Below are 21,779 nucleotides of genomic sequence, written 5' to 3'. Positions count from 1 at the left end.
GAGAGGTGTCACATGAAAAATAATATTGAATTACTAACCGAATGGTATGGCGAAGTGCAACAAATAATTAATTTGTTAGACTTAATTACGGCCGATTACGGGCTTAGTTTTACGACATTTAGAATGCTCGATCAGCTTTATCAAAATGAACCGTTAACGCCCGGCCAATTATCAAATTCTGAAAAAACTTCGCGGCCGGCTGTTTCGCGAAAATTAAATTTATTGCAGAAAAAAGGCTACATTCGTAAGCGGAGAGATAATCCTTATGATCAGCGAATTGTTAGGCTTGAAATGACTGTTGAAGGTAAAAACGTCTACTTAGAGATTCAAAAAAAAGTTAACGAAGATATTAATCATCTTTTGCATGAGGTTAAAGAATTGAGTCATATTAGCGACAATCTAGAAATTAATCTGTAATGTCAAGAAATGGTTACGGAGGTGAATAGTGCATGGAAATTAAAATAAATCAATTAGTTGCTCGTTATCAAAATAAAATTGCTTTAGATATCAGTCAAATGGCGATTACTAAACCGGGCGCTTACGGCATTATTGGGCCCAATGGTGCGGGAAAAACAACATTTTTTAAATGCTTAGCGAATATTATAACGAATTATTCGGGAGAAATTACGATTAATGATCAAAGTGTCGCTCAAAAACCGGCCGTCTTAAAAAACGCGGGGTTTGTACTTGATGGTGTTTCATTGTATCGCAATCAATCCGGCTGGTTTAATATCAAATATTTTAGTCGGTTGCGTGGGACTTTTGATCAGCATAAAGCAAATGAATTGGCTAACAATATCGGCTTAACCAAGGTGCTGGATCAAAAAGTTAAAACATACTCCTACGGGATGCAGAAGAAACTAATTTTGATGATTGCGCTATTAAATAACCCGGAATTACTCGTTTTAGATGAGCCTTTTAGAGGCCTAGATGTACAAACAGTCACTTGGTTTAAAACTTATTTAAAAGATTTAGTCGCCAACGCTCATTTAACACTGTTAATATCCAGTCATATTAAAGGCGAAATTGAAGAGCTCTGTGACCAGGCTTATGTCTTGAATGAGGGGCAGTTTATTGAGGTGATTGATTTACAAGCAGGCGTCAATCAACAATTACGACTGCTTGACACTAGTAACAATCGGCGCCTTGAAACAGTATTAGACGAATTAAATTATAAATATGACGTTTTAACAGATGGACGGCTTGTTTTGTCGCTAAAGGACCAAGACCTACAAATCTTACAAAAACAGTTGTTGCAAAACAAAATAGATATTAAAGAAATGTCTTTTTTCAATGCACTTGATCATCAATTAAATTAAGGAGTATGTAAAAATGACTATTGGCCATGTCGTAAAATTAGAATTCTACAAATTTTTTCACGAAAAAAGTTATTTATATTTATTTGGAACGGTCGCGTTAATTAATATTTTGTGTACAGGCATACTGGTTAACTTTGAAAATATTAATACTTTTGCAACCAATGCCAAACCTCTTACAGGGTTGATTATATTCAGCTTTTTCTTATTAGTTATTATCAACTTTATACTGCTTTATTGGTATCCATTTCATGTCTTATCGATTGATTATAATAATCAGGTTATGGGGCTTTTAATGGCATCTGGGATTAAGCGGCAACAACTTTTTTATGCCAAATTAGTGACGGTTTTGGGCTTATCTTTAGTGACTTTTATCGGCTTATTATTCGGACCACTAGTCATTTGTATTATCAAAATTCAAATGACTAGTGGCACACTAGATTCAGTATTGACAAGTATAAAAAGTAACTTAAATGGCCTGCAAGCTTTTAAATTCCTATTAAGTTATATCACGACCACCATCATTATGATGTATGCCTGTATTTTAATGAAGGGGGCCAAATGGTCAATTTTAGTTTTTATTGGATTATCTTGGCTATACCAAGTGGTTGTGACCTTAATAACTGATTTACTGCCTGTTGATAGTGGCTTTGGACACAATATAGTCACTATGAGTTGTGAATTACTAGCAATCTTAATATTTGGTTTTTTAGCCCAAAATAAAATGCGTAGACAAGCACTATAAGCATTTAACTGATAGGCTAAAGCGCCGTAGCCATGCAAGCAGTAATTTCGGAATACGAATGATAGTCTTACTGGACTGTAAAAAAATAAAGCGCGTTTAAAGTACCAATAGATCAATGGGAGGCATTTCAACAGGCAATTTACAAAATTAACAAGTGCTGCTTTGGTGGCGCAAGGAAAAGATGGTGAAGATTCAGGGGCCGAGGTTTTTGCTTGGCACCCAGCAGATGTCAACTTATCATTACTAGCAATTACGACCGTTCAGTCTCCAACCACTTATCAAGCCAAATTAACAGGGACATTGTCTTTAGATGTTGCCAATGTTTAATTAATATTAATTACAAAAAAGAGTTGATATTTATATCAACTCTTTTTTGGGTAAAATAATAGTTATCAATGCTAACGCAAATAGCGTTAAGATGATAATTTGAAAAATTGCTTTCTGGTTTAGTTCGTTATCTGGCTTTTAAAATTTTTACGCCTTCAGGTGAGCCGACTACGACTTCATTGACGAGGTCGAGGAATAGACCATGTTCAACAACGCCAACTTGTTCGCTTAACCAAGCTGCTAAAAGATGCGGATGGGTAATCTTTTCAAGATGCAGATCGATAATTTCATTTTTTGAGTCGGTTAAAACACGGTGCCCATCAGCGGTAGTTCTAAATTCTGGATGAAGGCCTTCTTTAACGAATCGGTTGTAAACTTGTTGACTGCCAAACGGAATCACTTCAACCGGCAATGGGAAACGGCCGATCGTATCGACAACCTTTGCTTCATCAACAATCCAGATATTGCGGGTTGAAGTGGTTGCAACTAATTTTTCGAATAAGTGAGCAGCACCACCACCTTTAATCCCTTGGAAGTTAGCATCGACTTCATCAGCACCGTCAATTGTCAGGTCAATGTGGTCGACTTCATTGAGTGCTTTGACTGGAATCCCAAGCGATTTGGCTTGGTCAGCGGTTCTGATTGATGTGCAGACGCAAGTTAAGTGGAGGTTTTCAGCTTTTACACGCTTAGCAAGGGCTTCAACCATATAAACGACGGTTGAACCAGTTCCGAGCCCTAAAACCATGTTGTCTTCGACATAGGCCACTGAGCGTTCAGCAGCCATTTTTTTCATTGCATTCTTATCCATTAAAGACACCTCTTCTACTGTTAATAAGTCCATTATACGCAATAATGAGGAAAAAAGCGCTTTAAAACGGGTGTTTTTTACTAAAATTTCTATTAAATCGGTCGGAAGGATTATTCAAGTCCATTGGTTTTCATGGTATGATACAGTAGTAAAAAATAGCGCCAACTAGGTGTTAATGATATAGGAGCTTTTTAGATGAAAAAACGTGGATTCGAAATAGTAACTAAGTACCAATCAGCAAACTTAAGTTTACCAGTGCGCTCGACTGCCCATTCAGCAGGATATGATTTTGCTTGTGCGGAGGACTTCGTTTTACCATCCATCTGGCACTATAATTTTGTCCGTTTATTTCGGATGATTCGCAATGGGAAACCTTTAGTTGATGATGACTTTGAACGGGCTTCTAAAACATTAAAACCTTTTTTGGTGCCAACTGGGATTAAGGCTTATATGCAAGATGACGAGTATTTAATGATTGCTAATCGTTCCAGTAATCCCTTGAAAAAAGGGCTCGTGCTTCCAAATGGTGTCGGGATTATTGATGCGGATTATTACGATAATGAGGCCAATGAGGGTGAGATTTTTATTCAAATGTTGAATTTCAGCCCACGCGATATCATCTTACGCAAAGGCGAACGAATTGGGCAAGGGATTTTTATGCCCTACCTTGTGGCTGATGATGAGGTAGCTGTGACAACTAAACGGACCGGTGGCTTTGGTTCATCTGGTCGTTAGTTCGTGCTACGGTAATCAATAGACGATATGTGCTAGAATAGTAGACAATCAGGATAGTAAAGGAGAAGCTTGTGGCTAAAGTTAAAACGCAGTTTGTCTGCCAGAATTGTGGCTACAGTTCCCCCAGATTCTTGGGGCGCTGTCCGAATTGTGGTGCTTGGAACCAAATGGTTGAAGAACGAGAACAACCAGCCTCAGCGGCGAAATCAAATTTCACAATTTCAGGTCGTGCCACTGAACCTGAAAAAATCAATTCTGTTAACATCCAAAAAGAACCACGGGTAAAAACGGAGTTAAATGAATTGAACCGCGTTTTAGGGGGCGGTGTCGTACCGGGCTCACTGATTTTAATCGGGGGCGATCCTGGCATTGGCAAATCAACTTTGTTACTCCAAGTTTCAGGACAACTGGAAAAAATGGGGAAGATGCTATACGTTTCAGGTGAAGAAAGTGCTTCACAAATTAAGATGCGGGCTAATCGCTTAGGGGTTAATGGTGACCAATTGTATCTCTATCCCGAAACGGATATGGGTAATATTCGCCATCAAATCGAAACGCTCAAACCAGAGTATGTCGTGATTGATTCGATTCAAACTATGAGTGAACCAGAAGTGACTTCCGCAGTCGGGAGTGTTTCACAGGTTCGCCAAGTGACCGCCGAATTGATGCGGATTGCTAAAACCAATCAGATTACTATTTTCGTGGTGGGACATGTGACCAAAGAAGGGGCGATTGCCGGCCCTAAGATTTTGGAACATATGGTGGATACTGTGTTGTACTTTGAAGGTGACACCCATCATACTTACCGGATTTTACGTTCTGTTAAAAACCGGTTTGGTTCAACCAATGAAATCGGGATTTTCGAAATGCGCGAAGCGGGCTTACAAGAAGTCGCTAATCCATCTGAAATCTTCCTTGAAGAACGACTGGCCGGTGCAACCGGCTCAGCAGTTGTGGTATCAATGGAAGGGACCAGGCCAATCTTGGTTGAGTTACAGACGTTGATTACTCCTACCTTGTTTGGCAATGCGAAACGGACATCTTCCGGATTAGATCATAATCGGGTGTCATTGATTATGGCCGTCTTAGAAAAACGGGCGAGTTTGATGCTTTCAAATCAAGATGCTTATCTTAAAGCAACCGGCGGGGTTAAATTAGATGAACCTGCGATTGATTTAGCGATGGCGGTCTCGATTGCTTCGAGCTATCGGGACAAAGAGATTCCCCCAACCGATTGTTTTGTCGGCGAAATTGGGTTAACTGGTGAGATTCGACGGGTGAACCGAATTGAACAACGCGTTGGTGAAGCAGCGAAGTTAGGTTTTAAACGCATTTACGTTCCTAAAAATAATTTGCAAGGTTGGGAGCCACCAACTGATATTCAAGTCGTTGGCGTTACAACCATTGCAGAAACTTTGAAAAAAGTATTCAACTAGGCATAAGTTGGTACGAGAGGAGGTTTTATGATGCAACAAAAACCATTAACTAAAAGAAGAGTGTTAGGGATTGTCTTTGTGATTCTAGGGGGCGCTTTAGGCATCACGGCCTTTCCAGAGTTTTGGCGGGTTGTTCATTTAGATTTAGTGACATATCTCAATAACGGCATTACCAACGCTGTGTTAGGTGCAATTATTTTTTATCTTTTATTCTTGGTATTGGCTACGCCGATGTTACGAGCAATGCGTCAGTTGGAAAAAGCGTTGTTTAAACAATCCCCTAGTTTTCTATTATTCGGGAGTGTCTTCTCATTAATCGGCTTGTTATTAGCGAATGTTGTTTCGATTCCGTTATACCGGATGCCGATTTTTGTTTTAAATACGATTGTACCAATCCTATTGATGTTTGCGCTCGGTTATTTAGGTTTTAAGGTGGGGACGACGCGCTTAGATGAATGGCGTAAGTTCTTGCAGCCTAAAAAACGCAATCCGGATGTGTTAGAACGCAAAGTGGATGATAATTTTCATAAGTACAAGATTTTGGATACAAGTGTCATCATTGATGGTCGGATTAAGGACATTGCTAAAACCGGGTTTATCGAAGGCACATTGATGGTTCCTAATTTTGTTTTACATGAATTGCAATTAATTTCCGATTCTGCTGATAATTTAAAACGGGCGCGTGGCCGTCGCGGCTTAGATATTTTAAATGAATTACAAAAAGACCAAAGTTTGTCAGTCGAAATGTACGATGGTGATTTCGAGGACTTAACGGAAGTGGATGGCAAATTAGTCAAGTTAGCGAAATTATTAGACGGAATTGTGGTCACAAACGATTACAATTTAAATAAAGTTTGCGAATTCCAAAACGTCCCGGTTTTTAATATCAATCAATTGGCTAATACGTTGAAACCAGCAGTCTTACCTGGTGAAGCGATGACCGTTACGGTGGTCAAAGCCGGAACGGAACGGCAACAGGGGGTAGCTTACCTTGAAGACGGGACGATGATTGTTGTTGAAGATGGGCAACACTATCTCAATAAACCATTAGATGTAATTGTAACGAGTGCCTTACAAACAGCTGCTGGCCGAATGATTTTTGCCAAACCAGCGCATCAACAAAAAGGCTTGAATGAAAAATAAGTTTTCAGATGTCTTTACACGGCCACCAATAATCGGTATGATTGAGACTAACTAAATTGTATAAATTGATGAAGAGAAGAAGTAGATTAGTCGAATTTTCAGAAAGCTTCTGGGCGCTGTGAAGAAGTAATCGCATTAATCGAAATGCACCTCGGAGATGCTAGTAGCCTTTTCCTGCTAGTCGGGACACCGTTATCTGTTTGAGGCATTTTTGCGAAGAAAAGTGGAACCACGCTCAACCGGCGTCTTTTGTTAATTAACAAAGGGCGCTTTTTATTTGGAAGCGTGTCTTTTAAGCGAGATGCCAAAAAAGCACGTTTAAAGTAGAAAGGATGATTGGATGCTAACTGTTTATAATACCCGCACGCGTCAAAAAGAAACCTTTAAACCTCTTGAAGAAGGCCGCGTTAAGATGTATGTCTGTGGGCCAACTGTGTATAACTATATTCATATCGGTAATGCGCGTAGTGCGATTGCCTTTGATACGATTCGTCGCTATCTCGAGTACCGTGGTTATCAAGTCGATTATGTTTCGAACTTCACCGATGTTGATGATAAGATGATTAAGGCTGCTAATGCAGAACAAATTACGGTACCAGAATTAGCCGAACGTTACATGAATGCTTTTAAAGAAGATACAAAAGCGCTTAATATTGAACCAGCAACGCGCAATCCACGGGCAACGGATAATATTGAAGAAATTGTTGCGTTCATCGAAGATTTGATTGCTAAAGGCTACGCTTATGTTGTTGATGGTGATGTCTATTACCGGGCTCGTAAGTTTAAGGCTTATGGGCAGCTTTCAGGGCAAGATCTTGATCAGCTCGAACAAGGGGCCAGTGAGCATACGGCGACTGAAGAGACCTTGCGCAAGGAAGATCCAATTGATTTTGCCCTTTGGAAGGCAGAAAAAGGGACCGCTATTGCTTGGGATTCGCCTTGGGGGAAGGGCCGCCCTGGTTGGCACATTGAATGTTCTGTCATGTCGACCAAGTATTTAGGGGACACGATTGATATTCATGGTGGTGGCCAAGATTTAGAGTTTCCCCATCATGAAAATGAAATTGCTCAAAGTGAGGCGAAGACTGGCAAACATTTCGTCAACTATTGGTTGCACAATGGCTTTGTGACAGTTGGCGATGATGATCAAAAAATGAGTAAGTCACTGGGCAACTTCGTAACGGTTCATGATCTGATTCAAGAAGTTAATCCACAAGCGTTGCGCTTTTTGATGAGTAGCACGCAGTACCGGCGACCAATTCGCTATAGTGAATCATTATTGGCTGAAGCACAAACCAATCTTGATCGTTTAAAGACGACCTTCGATAATTTAGCATTCCGCCAAGCGACGGCCAAAGAGGGAGCTGACACGAATATTGCCAAGCAAGCCGCAAATTTAGAGGCTGCTTTTGTGACAGCCATGGATGATGACTTTAATGTGCAAAATGGATTAACCAAATTGTATGAACTTGCTAAGTTAAGCAATCAATATTTGGAACGTGCGACAGTGCAAGCCGCCACGTTAGCTGATTTAACGGCTCGCATGTCGCGCTTGTTAGCGATTTTTGGCGTTGAATTTAAACCAGCGCAACTATTAGATGCAGATATTGAGCGCTTGATTGAAAAACGACAAGCCGCACGGGCCGCAAAGGATTTTGCCCGTAGTGATGCGATTCGGGATCAATTGAAAGAACAAGGGATTATTTTGGAAGATACACCACAAGGAATGAGATGGAGACGCGCATGAAAAATGCTTTACAATTAAATGGAATTGCGTTGGCATACATGGGCGATTCAGCCTACGAAGTGTACGTCCGCGCCCATTTGCTAGAACTGGGGTTAACCAAACCAACCCGCTTGCAACAAGTGGCAACACATTATGTTTCTGCTAAGGCACAAGCTGCTTTGATTGGTTTGATGATCGAGGATAATTATTTGACAGAAGAAGAAATGGCTATTTTTAAACGCGGTAGAAATGCCAAAAGTTATACGAAAGCCAAGAATACCAGTGTTGGGACTTATCGGACCTCAACTGGTTTTGAAGCGGTTTTTGGCTATCTATACTTAACTGAACAACAAGAGCGCGTCGCTGAATTAGCCCACTGGTGTATTCAACAAGTCGACGCGGGGAGGACCCATGAGAAAAAATAATAATCAAGTATCCAAACAAAAGAATAACGAATTTAATAGTCGCCGGACGGCTAAGCCAACCCGGCGCCCAGCCAATAAGAAAACGACAGCACCGGTCGAAGAAGCAGTTGTCGAAGAACAAACCGATTTTGTCATTGGTAAACATGCTTCTTTGGAAACATTAAAGACCAGTGATGCGAAGAAAATTAACAAAATTTTCCTACAAGATGGGCTAAAAGCTGATTTCGTACACGACGTCGTGAAATTAGCGAAAGAAAAACGCCTGATCATTCAAAATGTCCCTAAGAATAAATTAGACTTATTGAGTGACCGGCAGAATCACCAAGGGATTATTTTAGCAATCGCACCGTTTGAATATGCGAGTGTTGATGATATTTTTGCCAAGGCTAAAGCTCAAGAAGAAGAACCATTTATCTTAATTTTAGATAACTTGGAAGATCCGCATAACTTAGGTTCAATTATGCGGACGGCTGATGCAGTTGGTGTCCATGGGATTATCATTCCTAAACACCGTGCGGTTGGGTTAACATCAACCGTTGCCAAGACGTCAACTGGGGCCATTGAACATATGCCAGTTGCGCGCGTTACCAACTTGACACAAGAAATTAAGAAATTGAAGGACCGTGGTCTCTGGATTTTTGGGACCGATATGGCCGGTACTGACTATCGTCAGTGGGATGCTAAAGGGCCAATTGGTTTAATCATTGGCAACGAAGGCAAGGGTCTTTCACCAATTGTTAAAAAAGAAGTCGATCAAACTTTGACGATTCCAATGGTGGGCCATGTGCAAAGTTTGAATGCCAGTGTTGCTGCGGGTGTTTTAATGTATCAGGCTTATAACAGCCGGCAACCTTTGGTATAGCTGATGAAAAAGCAGATCTTAATTGCAGATGGGTATAATATTATCGGGAATTGGCCAGAGCTGAATAAGTTGAAACAAAGCGATCATCTTGCCGATGCACGGGATCGTTTGTTACAAATATTATCGGAGTATCGTAAATTTCGGGAAATCGAGATTATCTTAGTATTCGATGCGATGTATGTTCCGGGAATTAAGCAAAGTTATGCCCAGTATAATTTAGAAGTAGTCTTCACCGATGAGGATGAAACAGCCGATAGCTATATTGAAGGCTTGGCTGGTAAACTAATGTCACCAATTAATCAGGTGACGGTAGTTTCAAGCGATCAAGCGGAGCAGTGGACGATTTTTTCACGGGGTGCATTACGTGTGTCTTCGCACGATTTCTATCGTGAGATTCGGCGTACCCGGCGAGAAATTGACCACGATGCCAAGCATTATCATGACCGGACATTGCAACGAAATACGCCTTGGAATCCGACCCAACTCGACCAGCTTGCCCGAATGCGGGATGAACTAAGCGCTGAAAAAGATGATTAAACAAACGTTCTCTTAATAAATATGCAATAACTTGTTAAGATAATGGTGTGGAGTTGCGTGAAAGGTGGTTCGTTAATGGAATCAGCAAAACGTGATACAAACTTAATTCAAGCGGTGGTTGAAAACGACTCTGAGGCGTTAGATATTTTATTTAAAGCCTACCTACCGATGGTTTATCGGACCTTTACGCCATATTATGTTCGCTTGTTTGATAAAGACGATTGGTTACAAGAAGCGCGAATCGTATGCTATGAGACTTGTCAGTGTTATGACCAAAACTGTGGCAAAAGTTTTGGAGCCTTTTATAAATTACGATTTCACCACCATGTATTGAACTTGATTCGCAAAGAGCTTGCTCAGAAACGGCAAGTCGATCAGCAAGCCTTGTTGTTTGATTGTTGTCCAGAATGTAATGCGCTCGCTGAAGATACCATAGCATACTATCAATCAACGGTTGAAATGCGGGCTTACTTAGAGACCCTATCAGCTTTAGAGCTAGTGGCCTTTCGAGTTTTAACGGGGCAATTAGCGATTGAACAAGCGTGTAGTCAGCTCGATTGTACGCTTGAACAGATGAAACGGGCCCAATCGCGCTGCCAAACCAAATTAAAACGCTTCTATACTAAACAATCAGAATAGCTAAAAGCTGCTAACCGATCCTTTTTAGGCATCGGTTAGCAGCTTTTTTTCATTTAGTGCGAACATTAACCGCTGTTTTTCGGACGATAAAATAACAGGTGACAGGTTAACAATCGGGATGAAACGACAAAACGGGCGGCTGATATGGTTTTAAATAACGTGAATTGACATTAATAAAGAAAGCGCTTATACTAAAAACATAGAAGAAATGAAAACGCTTTTACAAAGCCTTTTGTCGCTTTCTAATCAATTAAAATTTAAGGGGTAATTCATTATGGCAGAAAAAACAATTATGTTATGTTGTGCAGCAGGCATGTCAACAAGTTTATTAGTTTCAAAGATGCAAAAGGCTGCTGAAGCACAAGGCATAGACGCAGAAATTTTTGCAACCGGCGCTTCAGATGCAGATAACCAACTCGAATCTAAACAAATTGACTGTGTCCTATTGGGGCCTCAAGTGCGTTTCATGGAAGGTCAATTTAAAGAAAAATTGGCGCCAAAAGGAATCGGCGTTGAAGTAATTGATATGAAGGCTTACGGTATGATGGACGGCGAAACAGTCTTGAAACAAGCGTTAGCATTGATCGGTTAAACAAATTAAGAAGAGCGGTGGCAGTCTATTTTTAGGCGGCCACCGCTTTTTTTATTTGTAAATCAGGTATAATTAAGGCAATCAAGTATAAAGGAGTTTATTTAATGAATTTAATTGGTACATTAATTTGGTGGTTGTTCGGGGGACTAGTAGAAGCAATTGGCTGGTTTATTCTAGGAGTTGCCTGGAGCATTACCATTATTGGCCTTCCAGTCGGGCTACAATGTTTTAAGATTGGTGCATTAACCTTGATGCCATTTAACGCAACTGTTGTCTCAACCGGGGGCGCCGGTTCATTTTTACTAAACATCATTTGGTTTTTCTTAGGGGGCCTTGTGATGTGGGCGGGTCATGTCTTTTGGGGACTATTATTATCGATCACGATTATTGGGATACCATTTGGTCGACAACACTTTAAGCTAGCGGCGTTATCGTTAAGCCCGTTCGGCAAACAAATTAATTAAAATAAAAAAGGGCAGCGATGTTGATCGCGCCCTTTTTTTAACGTCCTGATTCCAATCAATATATTATTGCATTAGTTCTTCCAATGCCGTTGCTTGGACTTCCCAGTTTGATTCAGTTTGAGCCAGTTCGGCTTGGACTTTTTCTAAATCTTGTTGTAGTTCTTGGAGCATGAGCGGTTTGGTAATGACGTCGGCTTGGGTCATTTGTTCTTGGATTGCGTTGGCCTGCGTCTCTAATTCGGCCATTTTTGTTTCTAAAGCTGCCACTTCGCGTTCTAATTTTCGTTGTGCACGTTGATTTTCCTTACTTGCTTTGTAATCCTCCTGAGCATTGGTACTCGGTTGGACAACGACGCTATTTTGACGAGCGGCTTCTGCATAGGCTTCTTCTTCGGCTTTTTTGGCGAGGTAATAATCGTAATCACCCAAGTAACGTTTGCTACCGGCATCGGATAGTTCGATAATGCCGGTGGCGACTTGATTAATGAAATATCGGTCATGTGAAATGAAGAGGACGGTGCCATCGAATTCGCGGAGCGCCTTTTCCAAGACTTCCTTACTATCAATGTCTAAATGGTTCGTTGGTTCATCCATGATTAAGAAATTGTCATGGTTCATTGCGAGTTTCGTTAAGAGTAAGCGGGCTTTTTCACCACCACTGAGTTGGGAAACAACCTTTAGCACATCATCACCGGTGAATAAGAAACTACCAAGTAGGGTACGAATATCTTTTTCAGGCGTTGTGTGGTGTTCATCCCATAATTCGTTGAGGACAGTTTTGTTGGTGTGTAAGTTGCGTTGCTCTTGATCGTAGTAGCCGATTGAAACATTGCTCCCGATTTTTTCGTGGCCTTTGATAAACGGAATTTGGTGCAAGATACTTTTGAGAAGGGTTGATTTACCAATTCCATTGGGGCCGATGATGGCTAAGCGCTCATGCCGGTTCACTTCAAAATTGATTGGTGCCACCATAATTTTGTCTGGATCATAGCCGACAGCGGCGTCGATTACTTGTAAGACTTCATTACCACTGGGATGTTCACTTTCAAAATGAAAATGAATCTTACTAGCTTCGTTTTGAGGGCGATCTAATTTATCCATCTTTTCCAGTTGGCGTCGGCGACTTTGCGCTTGTTTCGTGGTACTTGCACGCACCAAATTTTTATCGACGAAGGTTTGCAGTTTGTCAATTTCAGCTTGTTGTTTTTCGTAGGCCTTCCATTCAAGAGCGAGGTTAGCTTCTTTTAAAGTGAGGAAGTGGCTATAATTCCCCGTGTAATGGGTTAACGTGTGGCGACTCATGTCGTAGACTTCTTTAGTAATTTTATCTAAGAAGTAGCGATCATGCGAAACCGTGAGTAAGGCGCCAGGATAAGTTTGGAGATAATTTTCTAACCACGTTAGCGTTTCGATATCTAAATGGTTTGTTGGTTCGTCCAAAATGAGAACGTCTTTTTTCTCAAGGAGTAACTTAGCCAATGCAAGTCGAGAGCGTTCGCCACCTGATAGCGTACTGATTGGCTTTTCAAAGGTGTCTTCTGGGAATTGAAAACCATGTAAGACGCTACGAATTTCGGTTTCATAGCCGTAACCATTGGCTTCAGAGAAGTCGTGTTGGATTTGATCATAGCGTTTTAGCAAGGTTGCATATTCTTCACTATCATGGTCGATGGTTCCATCAGCAATCGCTGTTTCCAGGGCATGCATTTGGGTTTCCATTTGACGGAGATCATCGAAAATCGTTAACATCTCTGCATAGATTGTTCGCGTTGAGTCTAAGCCACTGTCTTGGGCTAAGTAACCGACTTGAACGTTTTTACCAAGGATGATTTGTCCTTCATCAGGGGTTGTGATGCCGGCAATCATTTTTAATAAGGTTGATTTACCCGCCCCATTTGGACCGACCAAGGCAACTCTAGCGTGGTCTTGGACTTCGAGTTGGGCATTTTTGAAAAGGTAATCGCCGCCAAAACTGCGTGCGACTTGTTGAACTTGTAATAATATCACGGCTAAAAATCCTTTCGTGCAGTGTTTTTTAAAGTTAGTTTCGTTCATTTTAGTAAGACTACTGTCCACTATCATAACAGATTTAAACGATGGACAGGCAAAATTGTAAATATATTGCTTTTCACAAGAAAATTCAGTATGATTTCAGTATAGTACTACACTATTTTCACAAGCAAATCAAAAAGGAGGTTTTCAAATGGTTGAGAATAATATCCCAAGAGCAACGGCCAAACGTTTGCCTTTATATTACCGCTACTTAAACTTTTTGAATAATTCTGGGAAAACTAAAATTTCTTCTACTGAATTATCCGAAGCAGTTAAAGTAGATAGTGCGACAATTCGTCGTGATTTTTCGTATTTTGGCGCACTGGGTAAACGTGGTTATGGTTATGATGTTGCTTCGCTGCTAGACTTTTTCAAGAAGACCTTGAACCAAGATCGATTGACAAACGTTGCATTGATTGGGGTGGGGAACTTAGGGCACGCCTTATTGAACTACAATTTTAAGCAAACTAATAATATTCGGATTAGTGCAGCATTTGATGTGAAACCCGAAATGGTCGGCACAATTCAAACGGGCGTCCCTGTCTATTCAATGGACGAGATGGCCGAACAATTGAAAAACCAACAGATTGAGATTGTCATTTTAACAGTGCCAATTGATGAAGCTCAAGCAGTCACGGACGAACTAGTGGCCGCTGGCATTAAGGGGATTATGAACTTTACGCCAATTCGGATTTCTGTACCATCCAACGTGCGGATTCAAAATGTTGATTTGGCTAAAGAATTACAAACTTTGATTTACTTCCTCGATAATTATACTGACGAACAAAATCAAGAATAAAAAAGCGTTCAAACCAGTTGCTAATCGTAGCTAGCTGTTTGAACGCTTTTTTAACGATACAGTAAGATGACAATCAGGTTCATTCCGGCATGACTGATGATGGTGGTGAAAATCGAACCAGTCTTGTGATACAGCCAACATAGGAAAAGACCGATCGCCGTGTAGATGAGTAAATGCCCGTCTTGATGTAAAAAGGCAAATAGCAGACTTGAAATGACGGCTGCTAAAGTTAGCTTTAAGCCACTGGCTAAACCGCCAAAAATTGCTTTGCGAAATGTGATTTCTTCCATGATTGGCGCGGCGATGGTTGTTGCGAAGATCAGAAATGGTTGGTGTTGCATCGTGGTCATTAGTGCGGTTGTGTTGAGTGATTTGGCTGGGAGATGAAAGAGCGTTTGTTCAATGAAGCTGGCCAGAATCTGAATCAATAAGACCAGTATAATCCCGCACACCCCCCAAATTAAAATAGGTTTGAGGGCCAAAGCCTGGCGTTCAATTGCATTGGCCTGTGTCCGCTGATTCAGATAGAGTAACCAAGCAGCACCGAGGCAATCAACGATGGTTGTGATGAGGAAAAACGAGTCAGGTAGCTGGCTAAAGCGGACGACTGCACTGGGAATCAATAAAATGAATAAATAACTAATGATAATTGAAAAATTTTGCTTGTATAGCGTCATGGGAAAGCTCCTCAAAGATGATTGTGACAATAGCTTAGCGTATTAGCACTCAAATTGCAAAAGTGCTAACATAATACTTGCAATGTTCTGAAAAAATGTTATGATAAAAATTGTAATTAGCACTTGTAATGATAGAGTGCTAAAAAAGTAAAATTGATGGAGGGATTTTAAGTGTTAAAACCATTAGAAGATCGTGTGATTATCGCCGTTAAAGACGAAGAAGAACAAACAGTAGGTGGGATTGTTTTAGCAAGTAACGCTAAACAAAAACCACAAACCGGCAAAGTAGTCGCAGTTGGTACCGGCACATTAACAAGTGACGGCAAACGAATTCCACTTGATATTAAAGAAAACGATGAAGTGATTTATGATAAATATGCAGGTTCAGAAGTTGAATATGAAGGTCAAAAATATTTAGTGCTCCATGCTAAAGATATTATGGCTATTGTTAAATAATAATAAATAAAAATTTTTGAGGTGAATAAATTATGGCAAAAGAAATTAAATTTTCAGAAGACGCACGTTCAAAGATGTTAGCAGGTGTTGATCAATTAGCTAATACTGTTAAAACAACATTAGGACCAAAAGGGCGTAACGTTGTTTTGGAAAAAGCTTACGGGTCACCAGAAATTACTAATGATGGTGTGACAATCGCTAAAGCAATCGAATTAGAAGATCATTTTGAAAACATGGGTGCCAAATTAGTTTCTGAAGTCGCTTCAAAAACAAACGACATCGCTGGTGATGGGACAACCACTGCTACTGTTTTAGCCCAAGCAATTATTCGTGAAGGTATGAAGAACGTTACAGCTGGCGCTAACCCAGTTGGCATTCGTCGTGGGATTGAATTGGCAACTAAAGAAGCTGTTAAGAAATTACACGAAATTTCACACAAAGTGGAAAGTAAAGATGCAATTGCTCAAGTAGCTGCTGTTTCATCAGCTAACGAAGAAACTGGTCGCTTAATCGCCGATGCAATGGAAAAAGTTGGCAACGATGGGGTCATCACAGTTGAAGAATCAAAAGGAATTGATACTGAATTAAGCGTTGTTGAAGGGATGCAATTCGATCGTGGTTACTTGTCACAATACATGGTAACAGACAACGATAAAATGGAAGCTGACTTAGATAATCCATATATCTTAATTACAGATAAAAAGATTTCAAATATTCAAGATGTTTTACCACTATTACAATCAATCGTACAAGAAGGTAAGGCTTTATTAATCATCGCTGATGATGTTGACGGTGAAGCATTACCAACCCTTGTTTTGAACAAGATTCGTGGGACATTCAACGTGGTTGCTGTTAAAGCCCCTGGTTTCGGCGATCGTCGTAAGGAACAATTAGAAGACATTGCGACATTAACAGGTGCAACAGTAATTACCGGTGACCTTGGTTTAGAATTGAAAGAAACAACAATTGATCAATTAGGGACAGCTGGCAAAGTAACAGTTACAAAAGATGATACAACAATCGTTGAAGGTGCTGGTAGCAAAGATGCCATCGCTGAACGAGTTGAAAACATTAAGAAACAAATTGCTGAAACAACATCAGACTTTGATCGTGAAAAATTACAAGAACGCTTGGCTAAATTAGCTGGGGGCGTTGCAGTTATCAAAGTCGGTGCTGCTACAGAAACAGAATTGAAAGAACAAAAATACCGCATTGAAGATGCTTTGAACGCAACGCGGGCAGCGGTCGAAGAAGGCTACGTTGCCGGTGGTGGGACAGCATTAATTGATGTTATCGAAAGTGTGGCGGCTCTTAAAGAAGAAGGCGACGTTCAAACCGGGATTAACATTGTCCTTCGTGCATTGGAAGAACCTGTTCGTCAAATCGCAACAAACGCTGGTCTTGAAGGCTCAGTAATTGTTGAAAAAGTTAAATCACAACCAGTTGAAGTCGGCTATAATGCAGCCAACGGCAATTGGGAAAATATGATTGAAGCGGGAATCTTAGATCCAACTAAGGTGACACGTTCAGCATTACAAAACGCAGCTAGTGTGGCTGCCTTGATGTTAACAACCGAAGCAGTGGTTGCTGACAAACCAGAAGACAAACCAGCAGCTCCAGCAGCCGGAATGGATCCAGCAGCAATGGGCGGTATGATGTAATCAAAGAAGTGTGGCGTAAGCTAAACCGGCTTTGAGGCTTAATCGTAAAATGGGCAGTCATCCAGATTTTGGGATGACTGCCCATTTTATATTAACCGGCAATGGTTGCCCCAACTAAAAGTTCCCGAACTATCAACAGTTTTGGAACTTTTTTATTTTGCGCTCAAAAATGCGTAAATATCATTGTCAGCAACCCTGTTAATTAATTTTAATTGCAGTATAATATAATCGGAGGTGTTGACAATGCATTTTAAAAACCGGTGGCTATTACTTGCGTGTTTAATGTTGGGTAGCTTCTTTCTAGTGCGACCACAGACGGTCCAAGCAACGCCCGAAGAGACGCAAACTGCCATTAAAACAGCCCAAGATCACTTATCTGAGTTGAATAACAATATTAGTAATTTAACGCTCAAAACAACGCAACTGAATGCCCAAATAACTGCAAAACAAGCAGATATTAAAGAAAAACAGGCCGAGCTTAGCCAAACATCTGCTGATTATCAAAAGCAAGTGGCAATTATTGAAGGTAATCTGCGACAACTACAAACGCGCGATAGTAGTTTTACCCTTGATATGATTGATAGTTTGTTGTCGAGTCAAAGTTTAAGTGATTTATTCCAAAAAGGCTCAATCATTAATCGCCTGTTGGACGCTAAGGCTGACAATGCCGCTGAAACAGCTTCGTTAGCTGAAAAAAAGGCGGAACAAAAGACTGCCTTAGAAGCACAACAGGCCAAGCTTGTATCGCTGTCGCAAGAAAACGATGCTGCTATTAAGGATTTAAATCAACAAAAACAACAAGCTAACGACCAATTGACGCAACTACAAACGAAATTTAAAAAAGAATTAGAGGCGCAAGCGGCTGCTCAAAAAGCGGCCAGTGAGGCAGGTGCAGCATTAATCACTGGTAATAAGGACTTGATGAACAATAAGATTGTCCAAGAGGCAATTAAATATTTGGGGGTCCCCTATGTTTGGGGTGGAACCACGCCAAAGGGCTTTGATTGTTCTGGTTTAGTCCAATACGTTTACGCTAAAAATGGGATTAAATTACCACGTGTTTCACAGGATCAAAGTAAGTTAGGTAAAGACGTCCCGCTCAATGAATTACAACCAAACGACTTATTATTCTGGGGCGGTGTCGGAACCGCCCACCATGTTGCAATTTACATTGGTGATGGCTACTTTATCCAAGCACCACAACCTGGCGATAAAGTTCGGATTACTAAAATTGCGGATTACAAACCAGATTTTGCCCGTCGTTTATCATAAAAAATAAGAACTGATCAAGAATCGAGGCATTTCGATTACCTTGATCAGTTCTTTTTTAAATTGTGGTAGTAATTCATGGATAACTATAGTAGAATACGACTTGTTTGAATAAACGGCAATTATTTTTTAAGTTATAGAGAAATTCAAAAGTCACTGTGTGGATTGCGACGAATGATATTCACATGAGGGCTTTTTATGTTAGAAATATTATTTAAAGGGGTCATATTGCTATGCAACAGTTAAAACGGATTTTTATCGGGAAACCGTTAAAATCTTCCGATGAGGGTAATCAAAAATTAGGACGCTTTAAAGCGTTAGCGATGCTATCTTCTGATGCATTGTCATCAGTGGCCTACGGGACAGAAGAAATCGTCATCGTCTTGACGACCCTTTCGGCCGCGGCAATTTGGTATTCAATTCCAATCGCAGCTTTCGTGCTGGTATTGCTATTGTCATTAACTTTGTCATATCGCCAAGTAATCCATGCCTATCCAGGTGGTGGTGGGGCCTATGTTGTTTCCAGCGAAAACTTGGGTAAAAACGCAGGGTTAGTGGCAGGTGGTTCACTGCTTGTGGATTACATGTTAACCGTTGCAGTTAGTATTTCTGCGGGGGCAGAAGCCATTACGTCAGCCATCCCGTCATTGTATGGGCATCAAGTAGGCATTTCCTTCATTATCGTTTTAATTTTGATGGGGATGAATTTACGCGGGATGCGTGAATCAGCGTCATTTTTAATGGTGCCAGTCTACTTGTTTGTTTTGATGATGACTTTAATGATCATCGTTGGGTGCTATAAAATCTTCACAGGGGCCATTCCGTTTCATGCCACCTCAACCGTTGGGGCGGTTGTACCAGGTGTTTCGATGGCGTTGATATTTAGGGCTTTTTCATCAGGCTCATCATCGTTAACCGGGGTCGAAGCGATCAGTAATGCCGTACCGTTTTTCAAGAAGCCACGCGCAACTAACGCGGCTGAAACCTTAGCCATCATGGCAGCCATCTTAGGTTTCTTCTTTGCTGGGATTACATTTTTAAACTACTGGTACGGGATTGTGCCAGCAGAAAAAGTAACTGTCTTGTCACAAGTGGCACAACACACCTTTGGAAAAGGCTTTTTCTTCTATATCGTGCAATTTGCAACGGCCTTTATTTTAGCTGTGGCTGCGAATACCGGTTTCTCCGCTTTTCCGGTATTAGCGTATAATTTAGCAAAAGACAAATATATGCCGCACATGTACATGGATCGTGGTGATCGTTTAGGTTATTCAAACGGAATTATTACATTAGCCATTGGTTCGATGGCATTGATTTTCATCTTTAACGGGGATACATCACGCTTGATTCCACTTTATGCGGTGGGGGTCTTCATTCCATTTACGCTGTCTCAATCAGGGATGTTGCGTAAGTGGTGGGTTGAACGACCAAAGAACTGGTTTGGTAAATCAATTGCCAATTTCGTTGGGGCTTTGATTTCATTTGCCATCTTAGTTATTCTCTTCGTTTATCGTTTGCCTGATATCTGGCCATTTTTTATCATCATGCCGGTTATGATTTGGATTTTCTATAAGATTCATGATCATTATAAGAAAGTAGCACTTCAACTCCGCGTGAGTGCTAAAGAAGCCGTCTTGCATGATTATGACGGTTCAACGGTCATCGTCTTGGTCAGCAACGTGACGCAAGTAACCCGGGGGGCGCTTGATTATGCGCAATCAATTGGGGATTACGTCATAGCGATGCATGTTTCAACGGATGAAAATCCAGCGAAGGAACGTGAAATTCAAGCTGAATTTAAGCAAGATTTTCCTAACGTCCGGTTTGTTGATGTTCATTCATCATATCGTTCAATTCAAAAACCAATTGTGCGTTTTGTAGACATTGTCAGCAAGAATGCGCAAAAACGGAACTTTACCACCACGGTTTTGGTACCACAATTCGTACCAAGAAAACCATGGCAAAACATCTTGCATAACCAATCGAGCCTAAGATTAAGAACGGCATTTGCAAACCGCGAGAACATTATTATTGCGACATATAGTTACCATTTGAAACATTAAGAAGTGCTTGGCCATCATTTGCCTTGTGTAGGCATAGCAATATGGCTTGAAAAGCACGTTATTTTCCCCGCATACCGAAAAGGTGCGCGGGGCTTTTTTTGTTTTTCGACGCGTCCAGCAAAACTTTTTATTCTGAGTAAAAATTGCTACAATAGAAGCTATATCAAAGTCTGAAAAAGAACATTAAGGGGCGCAACATGCGAATTTTATTTATTGGTGATACAGTGGGCACAATCGGTCAAAAGATGATCAATGATTACCTACCAGCATTAAAGCAACAATACAAACCACAGGTGACCATTATCAACGGCGAAAACATCGCCGATGGGAAGGGCATGACGCAAAAGGATTATAAGAATCTTTTACAAGCTGGTGCCGATGCGATTACGATGGGGAATCATACTTGGAATAAACGGGATATCTTGACTTTCATCGACGATGCCCCCAAATTAGTACGACCTGCCAATTTTCCGAAAGGAACGCCAGGCCAAGGAATGACAATGATTAACGTTAATCAAGCAAAGTTAGCAGTGATTAACTTACAAGGCCGCGCTTTGATGAATGAATTGCTAAGTGATCCATTTGAAATGATAGATGCGATGGTGGCTGAAATTAGTAAATCAACAGATTGTATTTTTGTTGATTTCCATGCTGAAACAACGAGTGAAAAACTTGCACTTGCTTGGTACCTTGATGGTCGGATTTCAGCTTTAGTCGGGACGCATACGCATGTTCAAACTAACGATGCGCGCGTCTTACCTGCCGGCACAGCCGTTTTAACGGACGCCGGGATGACTGGCCCTTATAACGGTATTCTAGGTGTGAAACGCGAAAAAATTATTAATCGTTTCAAAACACAACGCCCAGAACGCTTTGAACTCGTTACTGAAGGACCTGGTCAATTGAATGGTTGTTTAATTGAAGTTGATGACAAGACGGGTCACGCTAAATCGATTAAGCCAATCCAGATTTCACCAGATCACCCTTATACGCAATTTTAAGCATCCTAGCAGCAGACCATGCCAATGAGAGAGGGATTAATAA

At 40.8% G+C, this 21,779-nt stretch carries 23 protein-coding genes and 1 other annotated feature; of the genes, 20 read left to right on the top strand and 3 right to left on the bottom strand.

Features of this window, described 5'->3' with window-relative positions:
• The first annotated feature begins 12 nt into the window (after nucleotides 1-12).
• From J7Q78_RS03230 to J7Q78_RS03215, 4 genes are all read left to right on the top strand, one after another.
• Complete coding sequence (locus J7Q78_RS03230; protein ID WP_208422859.1) at nucleotides 13-417, top strand: MarR family transcriptional regulator; 405 nt, start codon at nucleotides 13-15, stop codon at nucleotides 415-417.
• Between the two features lie 32 nt (nucleotides 418-449).
• Nucleotides 450-1,319, top strand: a complete 870-nt coding sequence (locus tag J7Q78_RS03225) for an ABC transporter ATP-binding protein (RefSeq protein ID WP_208422858.1) — start codon at nucleotides 450-452, stop codon at nucleotides 1,317-1,319.
• Nucleotides 1,320-1,332: 13 nt separating this feature from the next.
• Entirely contained in the window at nucleotides 1,333-2,061 is a 729-nt protein-coding gene (locus tag J7Q78_RS03220) for a hypothetical protein (RefSeq protein ID WP_208422857.1), read from the top strand.
• A gap of 165 nt (nucleotides 2,062-2,226) precedes the next feature.
• On the top strand, nucleotides 2,227-2,388 hold the full coding sequence (locus J7Q78_RS03215) for a hypothetical protein (protein WP_208422856.1): 162 nt from the start codon (nucleotides 2,227-2,229) through the stop codon (nucleotides 2,386-2,388).
• Between the two features lie 127 nt (nucleotides 2,389-2,515).
• Here J7Q78_RS03215 and rpiA read toward each other — a convergent pair whose 3' ends face one another.
• Nucleotides 2,516-3,199: a ribose-5-phosphate isomerase RpiA gene (rpiA, locus tag J7Q78_RS03210; RefSeq protein WP_208422855.1), complete on the bottom strand. Its 684-nt coding sequence runs from the start codon at nucleotides 3,197-3,199 to the stop codon at nucleotides 2,516-2,518.
• A gap of 195 nt (nucleotides 3,200-3,394) precedes the next feature.
• On the opposite strand from rpiA, the gene J7Q78_RS03205 reads away from it, so the two are divergent.
• The 10 genes from J7Q78_RS03205 to J7Q78_RS03160 all read left to right on the top strand — a co-directional run bounded on the left by J7Q78_RS03205 (nucleotide 3,395) and on the right by J7Q78_RS03160 (nucleotide 11,758).
• Nucleotides 3,395-3,934, top strand: coding sequence for a dCTP deaminase/dUTPase family protein (locus J7Q78_RS03205; RefSeq protein WP_154243212.1), 540 nt, complete (start codon nucleotides 3,395-3,397; stop codon nucleotides 3,932-3,934).
• A 71-nt stretch (nucleotides 3,935-4,005) separates the two neighbouring features.
• The gene (gene radA, locus J7Q78_RS03200) at nucleotides 4,006-5,370 is read left to right on the top strand and encodes a DNA repair protein RadA (RefSeq protein ID WP_154243213.1); all 1,365 of its coding nucleotides are present in this window, start codon (nucleotides 4,006-4,008) and stop codon (nucleotides 5,368-5,370) included.
• 30 nt (nucleotides 5,371-5,400) lie between these two features.
• Nucleotides 5,401-6,513 (top strand): PIN/TRAM domain-containing protein, encoded by a 1,113-nt coding sequence (locus J7Q78_RS03195; protein ID WP_154243214.1) that lies wholly within the window; start codon nucleotides 5,401-5,403, stop codon nucleotides 6,511-6,513.
• 59 nt (nucleotides 6,514-6,572) lie between these two features.
• Nucleotides 6,573-6,766: a binding site (T-box leader), on the top strand.
• 87 nt (nucleotides 6,767-6,853) lie between these two features.
• A complete protein-coding gene (gene cysS / locus J7Q78_RS03190; protein ID WP_208422854.1) occupies nucleotides 6,854-8,260 on the top strand; it encodes a cysteine--tRNA ligase in 1,407 nt (468 codons plus the stop codon).
• Nucleotides 8,257-8,664, top strand: a complete 408-nt coding sequence (locus tag J7Q78_RS03185; protein ID WP_154243216.1) for a Mini-ribonuclease 3 — start codon at nucleotides 8,257-8,259, stop codon at nucleotides 8,662-8,664. Before cysS ends, J7Q78_RS03185 begins: the two co-directional genes overlap by 4 nt.
• Nucleotides 8,651-9,526 (top strand): 23S rRNA (guanosine(2251)-2'-O)-methyltransferase RlmB, encoded by an 876-nt coding sequence (gene rlmB, locus J7Q78_RS03180; RefSeq protein WP_235688041.1) that lies wholly within the window; start codon nucleotides 8,651-8,653, stop codon nucleotides 9,524-9,526. The genes J7Q78_RS03185 and rlmB overlap by 14 nt, the downstream gene beginning before the upstream one ends.
• Nucleotides 9,527-9,529: 3 nt before the next feature.
• A complete protein-coding gene (locus J7Q78_RS03175) occupies nucleotides 9,530-10,063 on the top strand; it encodes an NYN domain-containing protein (RefSeq protein WP_154243218.1) in 534 nt (177 codons plus the stop codon).
• Nucleotides 10,064-10,138: 75 nt separating this feature from the next.
• Complete coding sequence (locus tag J7Q78_RS03170) at nucleotides 10,139-10,702, top strand: sigma-70 family RNA polymerase sigma factor (protein WP_235688040.1); 564 nt, start codon at nucleotides 10,139-10,141, stop codon at nucleotides 10,700-10,702.
• Nucleotides 10,703-10,976: 274 nt separating this feature from the next.
• Nucleotides 10,977-11,294: a PTS sugar transporter subunit IIB gene (locus J7Q78_RS03165; RefSeq protein WP_208422852.1), complete on the top strand. Its 318-nt coding sequence runs from the start codon at nucleotides 10,977-10,979 to the stop codon at nucleotides 11,292-11,294.
• Nucleotides 11,295-11,398: 104 nt separating this feature from the next.
• Nucleotides 11,399-11,758: a YccF domain-containing protein gene (locus tag J7Q78_RS03160; protein WP_208422851.1), complete on the top strand. Its 360-nt coding sequence runs from the start codon at nucleotides 11,399-11,401 to the stop codon at nucleotides 11,756-11,758.
• Between the two features lie 63 nt (nucleotides 11,759-11,821).
• Here the strand turns inward: J7Q78_RS03160 and J7Q78_RS03155 are convergent, their stop codons facing one another.
• Nucleotides 11,822-13,765, bottom strand: a complete 1,944-nt coding sequence (locus tag J7Q78_RS03155) for an ABC-F family ATP-binding cassette domain-containing protein (protein ID WP_208422850.1) — start codon at nucleotides 13,763-13,765, stop codon at nucleotides 11,822-11,824.
• 196 nt (nucleotides 13,766-13,961) lie between these two features.
• Between J7Q78_RS03155 and J7Q78_RS03150 the strand changes: the two genes are divergently transcribed.
• A complete protein-coding gene (locus tag J7Q78_RS03150) occupies nucleotides 13,962-14,609 on the top strand; it encodes a redox-sensing transcriptional repressor Rex (RefSeq protein WP_154243223.1) in 648 nt (215 codons plus the stop codon).
• A gap of 50 nt (nucleotides 14,610-14,659) precedes the next feature.
• Here the strand turns inward: J7Q78_RS03150 and J7Q78_RS03145 are convergent, their stop codons facing one another.
• Nucleotides 14,660-15,286 (bottom strand): CPBP family intramembrane glutamic endopeptidase, encoded by a 627-nt coding sequence (locus tag J7Q78_RS03145; protein WP_208422849.1) that lies wholly within the window; start codon nucleotides 15,284-15,286, stop codon nucleotides 14,660-14,662.
• A gap of 171 nt (nucleotides 15,287-15,457) precedes the next feature.
• Here J7Q78_RS03145 and groES point away from each other — a divergent pair, with 171 nt between their 5' ends.
• The 5 genes from groES to J7Q78_RS03120 all read left to right on the top strand — a co-directional run bounded on the left by groES (nucleotide 15,458) and on the right by J7Q78_RS03120 (nucleotide 21,736).
• Nucleotides 15,458-15,742 carry a co-chaperone GroES gene (gene groES, locus J7Q78_RS03140; RefSeq protein WP_154243225.1) on the top strand — a complete coding sequence of 95 codons (285 nt, stop codon included), beginning with the start codon at nucleotides 15,458-15,460 and terminating at the stop codon, nucleotides 15,740-15,742.
• Between the two features lie 32 nt (nucleotides 15,743-15,774).
• On the top strand, nucleotides 15,775-17,403 hold the full coding sequence (groL, locus tag J7Q78_RS03135; protein ID WP_208422848.1) for a chaperonin GroEL: 1,629 nt from the start codon (nucleotides 15,775-15,777) through the stop codon (nucleotides 17,401-17,403).
• 243 nt (nucleotides 17,404-17,646) lie between these two features.
• Complete coding sequence (locus J7Q78_RS03130; protein WP_208422847.1) at nucleotides 17,647-18,675, top strand: C40 family peptidase; 1,029 nt, start codon at nucleotides 17,647-17,649, stop codon at nucleotides 18,673-18,675.
• Nucleotides 18,676-18,905: 230 nt separating this feature from the next.
• Nucleotides 18,906-20,735 carry an APC family permease gene (locus tag J7Q78_RS03125; RefSeq protein WP_154243228.1) on the top strand — a complete coding sequence of 610 codons (1,830 nt, stop codon included), beginning with the start codon at nucleotides 18,906-18,908 and terminating at the stop codon, nucleotides 20,733-20,735.
• 197 nt (nucleotides 20,736-20,932) lie between these two features.
• Nucleotides 20,933-21,736: a TIGR00282 family metallophosphoesterase gene (locus J7Q78_RS03120; RefSeq protein ID WP_208422846.1), complete on the top strand. Its 804-nt coding sequence runs from the start codon at nucleotides 20,933-20,935 to the stop codon at nucleotides 21,734-21,736.
• Nucleotides 21,737-21,779: the final 43 nt, after the last annotated feature.

The sequence above is a fragment of the Latilactobacillus fragifolii genome (assembly GCF_905332535.1).
In the GTDB taxonomy this organism is placed as follows: Bacteria; Bacillota; Bacilli; order Lactobacillales; family Lactobacillaceae; genus Latilactobacillus; species Latilactobacillus fragifolii.
Note: the sequence above shows the minus strand (reverse complement) of the source record. Positions and strands in the feature narration are given on the sequence as shown.

Excerpts from the sequence above, each read along its gene's own strand:
- rpiA (WP_208422855.1), bottom strand. The coding sequence starts at position 3,199 with ATGGATAAGAATGCAATGAAAAAAATGGCTGCTGAACGCTCAGTGGCC.
- J7Q78_RS03220 (WP_208422857.1), top strand. The coding sequence starts at position 1,333 with ATGACTATTGGCCATGTCGTAAAATTAGAATTCTACAAATTTTTTCAC.
- J7Q78_RS03165 (WP_208422852.1), top strand. The coding sequence starts at position 10,977 with ATGGCAGAAAAAACAATTATGTTATGTTGTGCAGCAGGCATGTCAACA.
- groL (WP_208422848.1), top strand. The coding sequence starts at position 15,775 with ATGGCAAAAGAAATTAAATTTTCAGAAGACGCACGTTCAAAGATGTTA.
- J7Q78_RS03125 (WP_154243228.1), top strand. The coding sequence starts at position 18,906 with ATGCAACAGTTAAAACGGATTTTTATCGGGAAACCGTTAAAATCTTCC.
- J7Q78_RS03205 (WP_154243212.1), top strand. The coding sequence starts at position 3,395 with ATGAAAAAACGTGGATTCGAAATAGTAACTAAGTACCAATCAGCAAAC.
- J7Q78_RS03120 (WP_208422846.1), top strand. The coding sequence starts at position 20,933 with ATGCGAATTTTATTTATTGGTGATACAGTGGGCACAATCGGTCAAAAG.
- J7Q78_RS03185 (WP_154243216.1), top strand. The coding sequence starts at position 8,257 with ATGAAAAATGCTTTACAATTAAATGGAATTGCGTTGGCATACATGGGC.
- J7Q78_RS03195 (WP_154243214.1), top strand. The coding sequence starts at position 5,401 with ATGCAACAAAAACCATTAACTAAAAGAAGAGTGTTAGGGATTGTCTTT.
- J7Q78_RS03150 (WP_154243223.1), top strand. The coding sequence starts at position 13,962 with ATGGTTGAGAATAATATCCCAAGAGCAACGGCCAAACGTTTGCCTTTA.
- cysS (WP_208422854.1), top strand. The coding sequence starts at position 6,854 with ATGCTAACTGTTTATAATACCCGCACGCGTCAAAAAGAAACCTTTAAA.
- rlmB (WP_235688041.1), top strand. The coding sequence starts at position 8,651 with ATGAGAAAAAATAATAATCAAGTATCCAAACAAAAGAATAACGAATTT.
- J7Q78_RS03170 (WP_235688040.1), top strand. The coding sequence starts at position 10,139 with ATGGAATCAGCAAAACGTGATACAAACTTAATTCAAGCGGTGGTTGAA.
- J7Q78_RS03225 (WP_208422858.1), top strand. The coding sequence starts at position 450 with ATGGAAATTAAAATAAATCAATTAGTTGCTCGTTATCAAAATAAAATT.
- J7Q78_RS03230 (WP_208422859.1), top strand. The coding sequence starts at position 13 with ATGAAAAATAATATTGAATTACTAACCGAATGGTATGGCGAAGTGCAA.
- J7Q78_RS03160 (WP_208422851.1), top strand. The coding sequence starts at position 11,399 with ATGAATTTAATTGGTACATTAATTTGGTGGTTGTTCGGGGGACTAGTA.
- J7Q78_RS03130 (WP_208422847.1), top strand. The coding sequence starts at position 17,647 with ATGCATTTTAAAAACCGGTGGCTATTACTTGCGTGTTTAATGTTGGGT.
- J7Q78_RS03175 (WP_154243218.1), top strand. The coding sequence starts at position 9,530 with ATGAAAAAGCAGATCTTAATTGCAGATGGGTATAATATTATCGGGAAT.
- J7Q78_RS03145 (WP_208422849.1), bottom strand. The coding sequence starts at position 15,286 with ATGACGCTATACAAGCAAAATTTTTCAATTATCATTAGTTATTTATTC.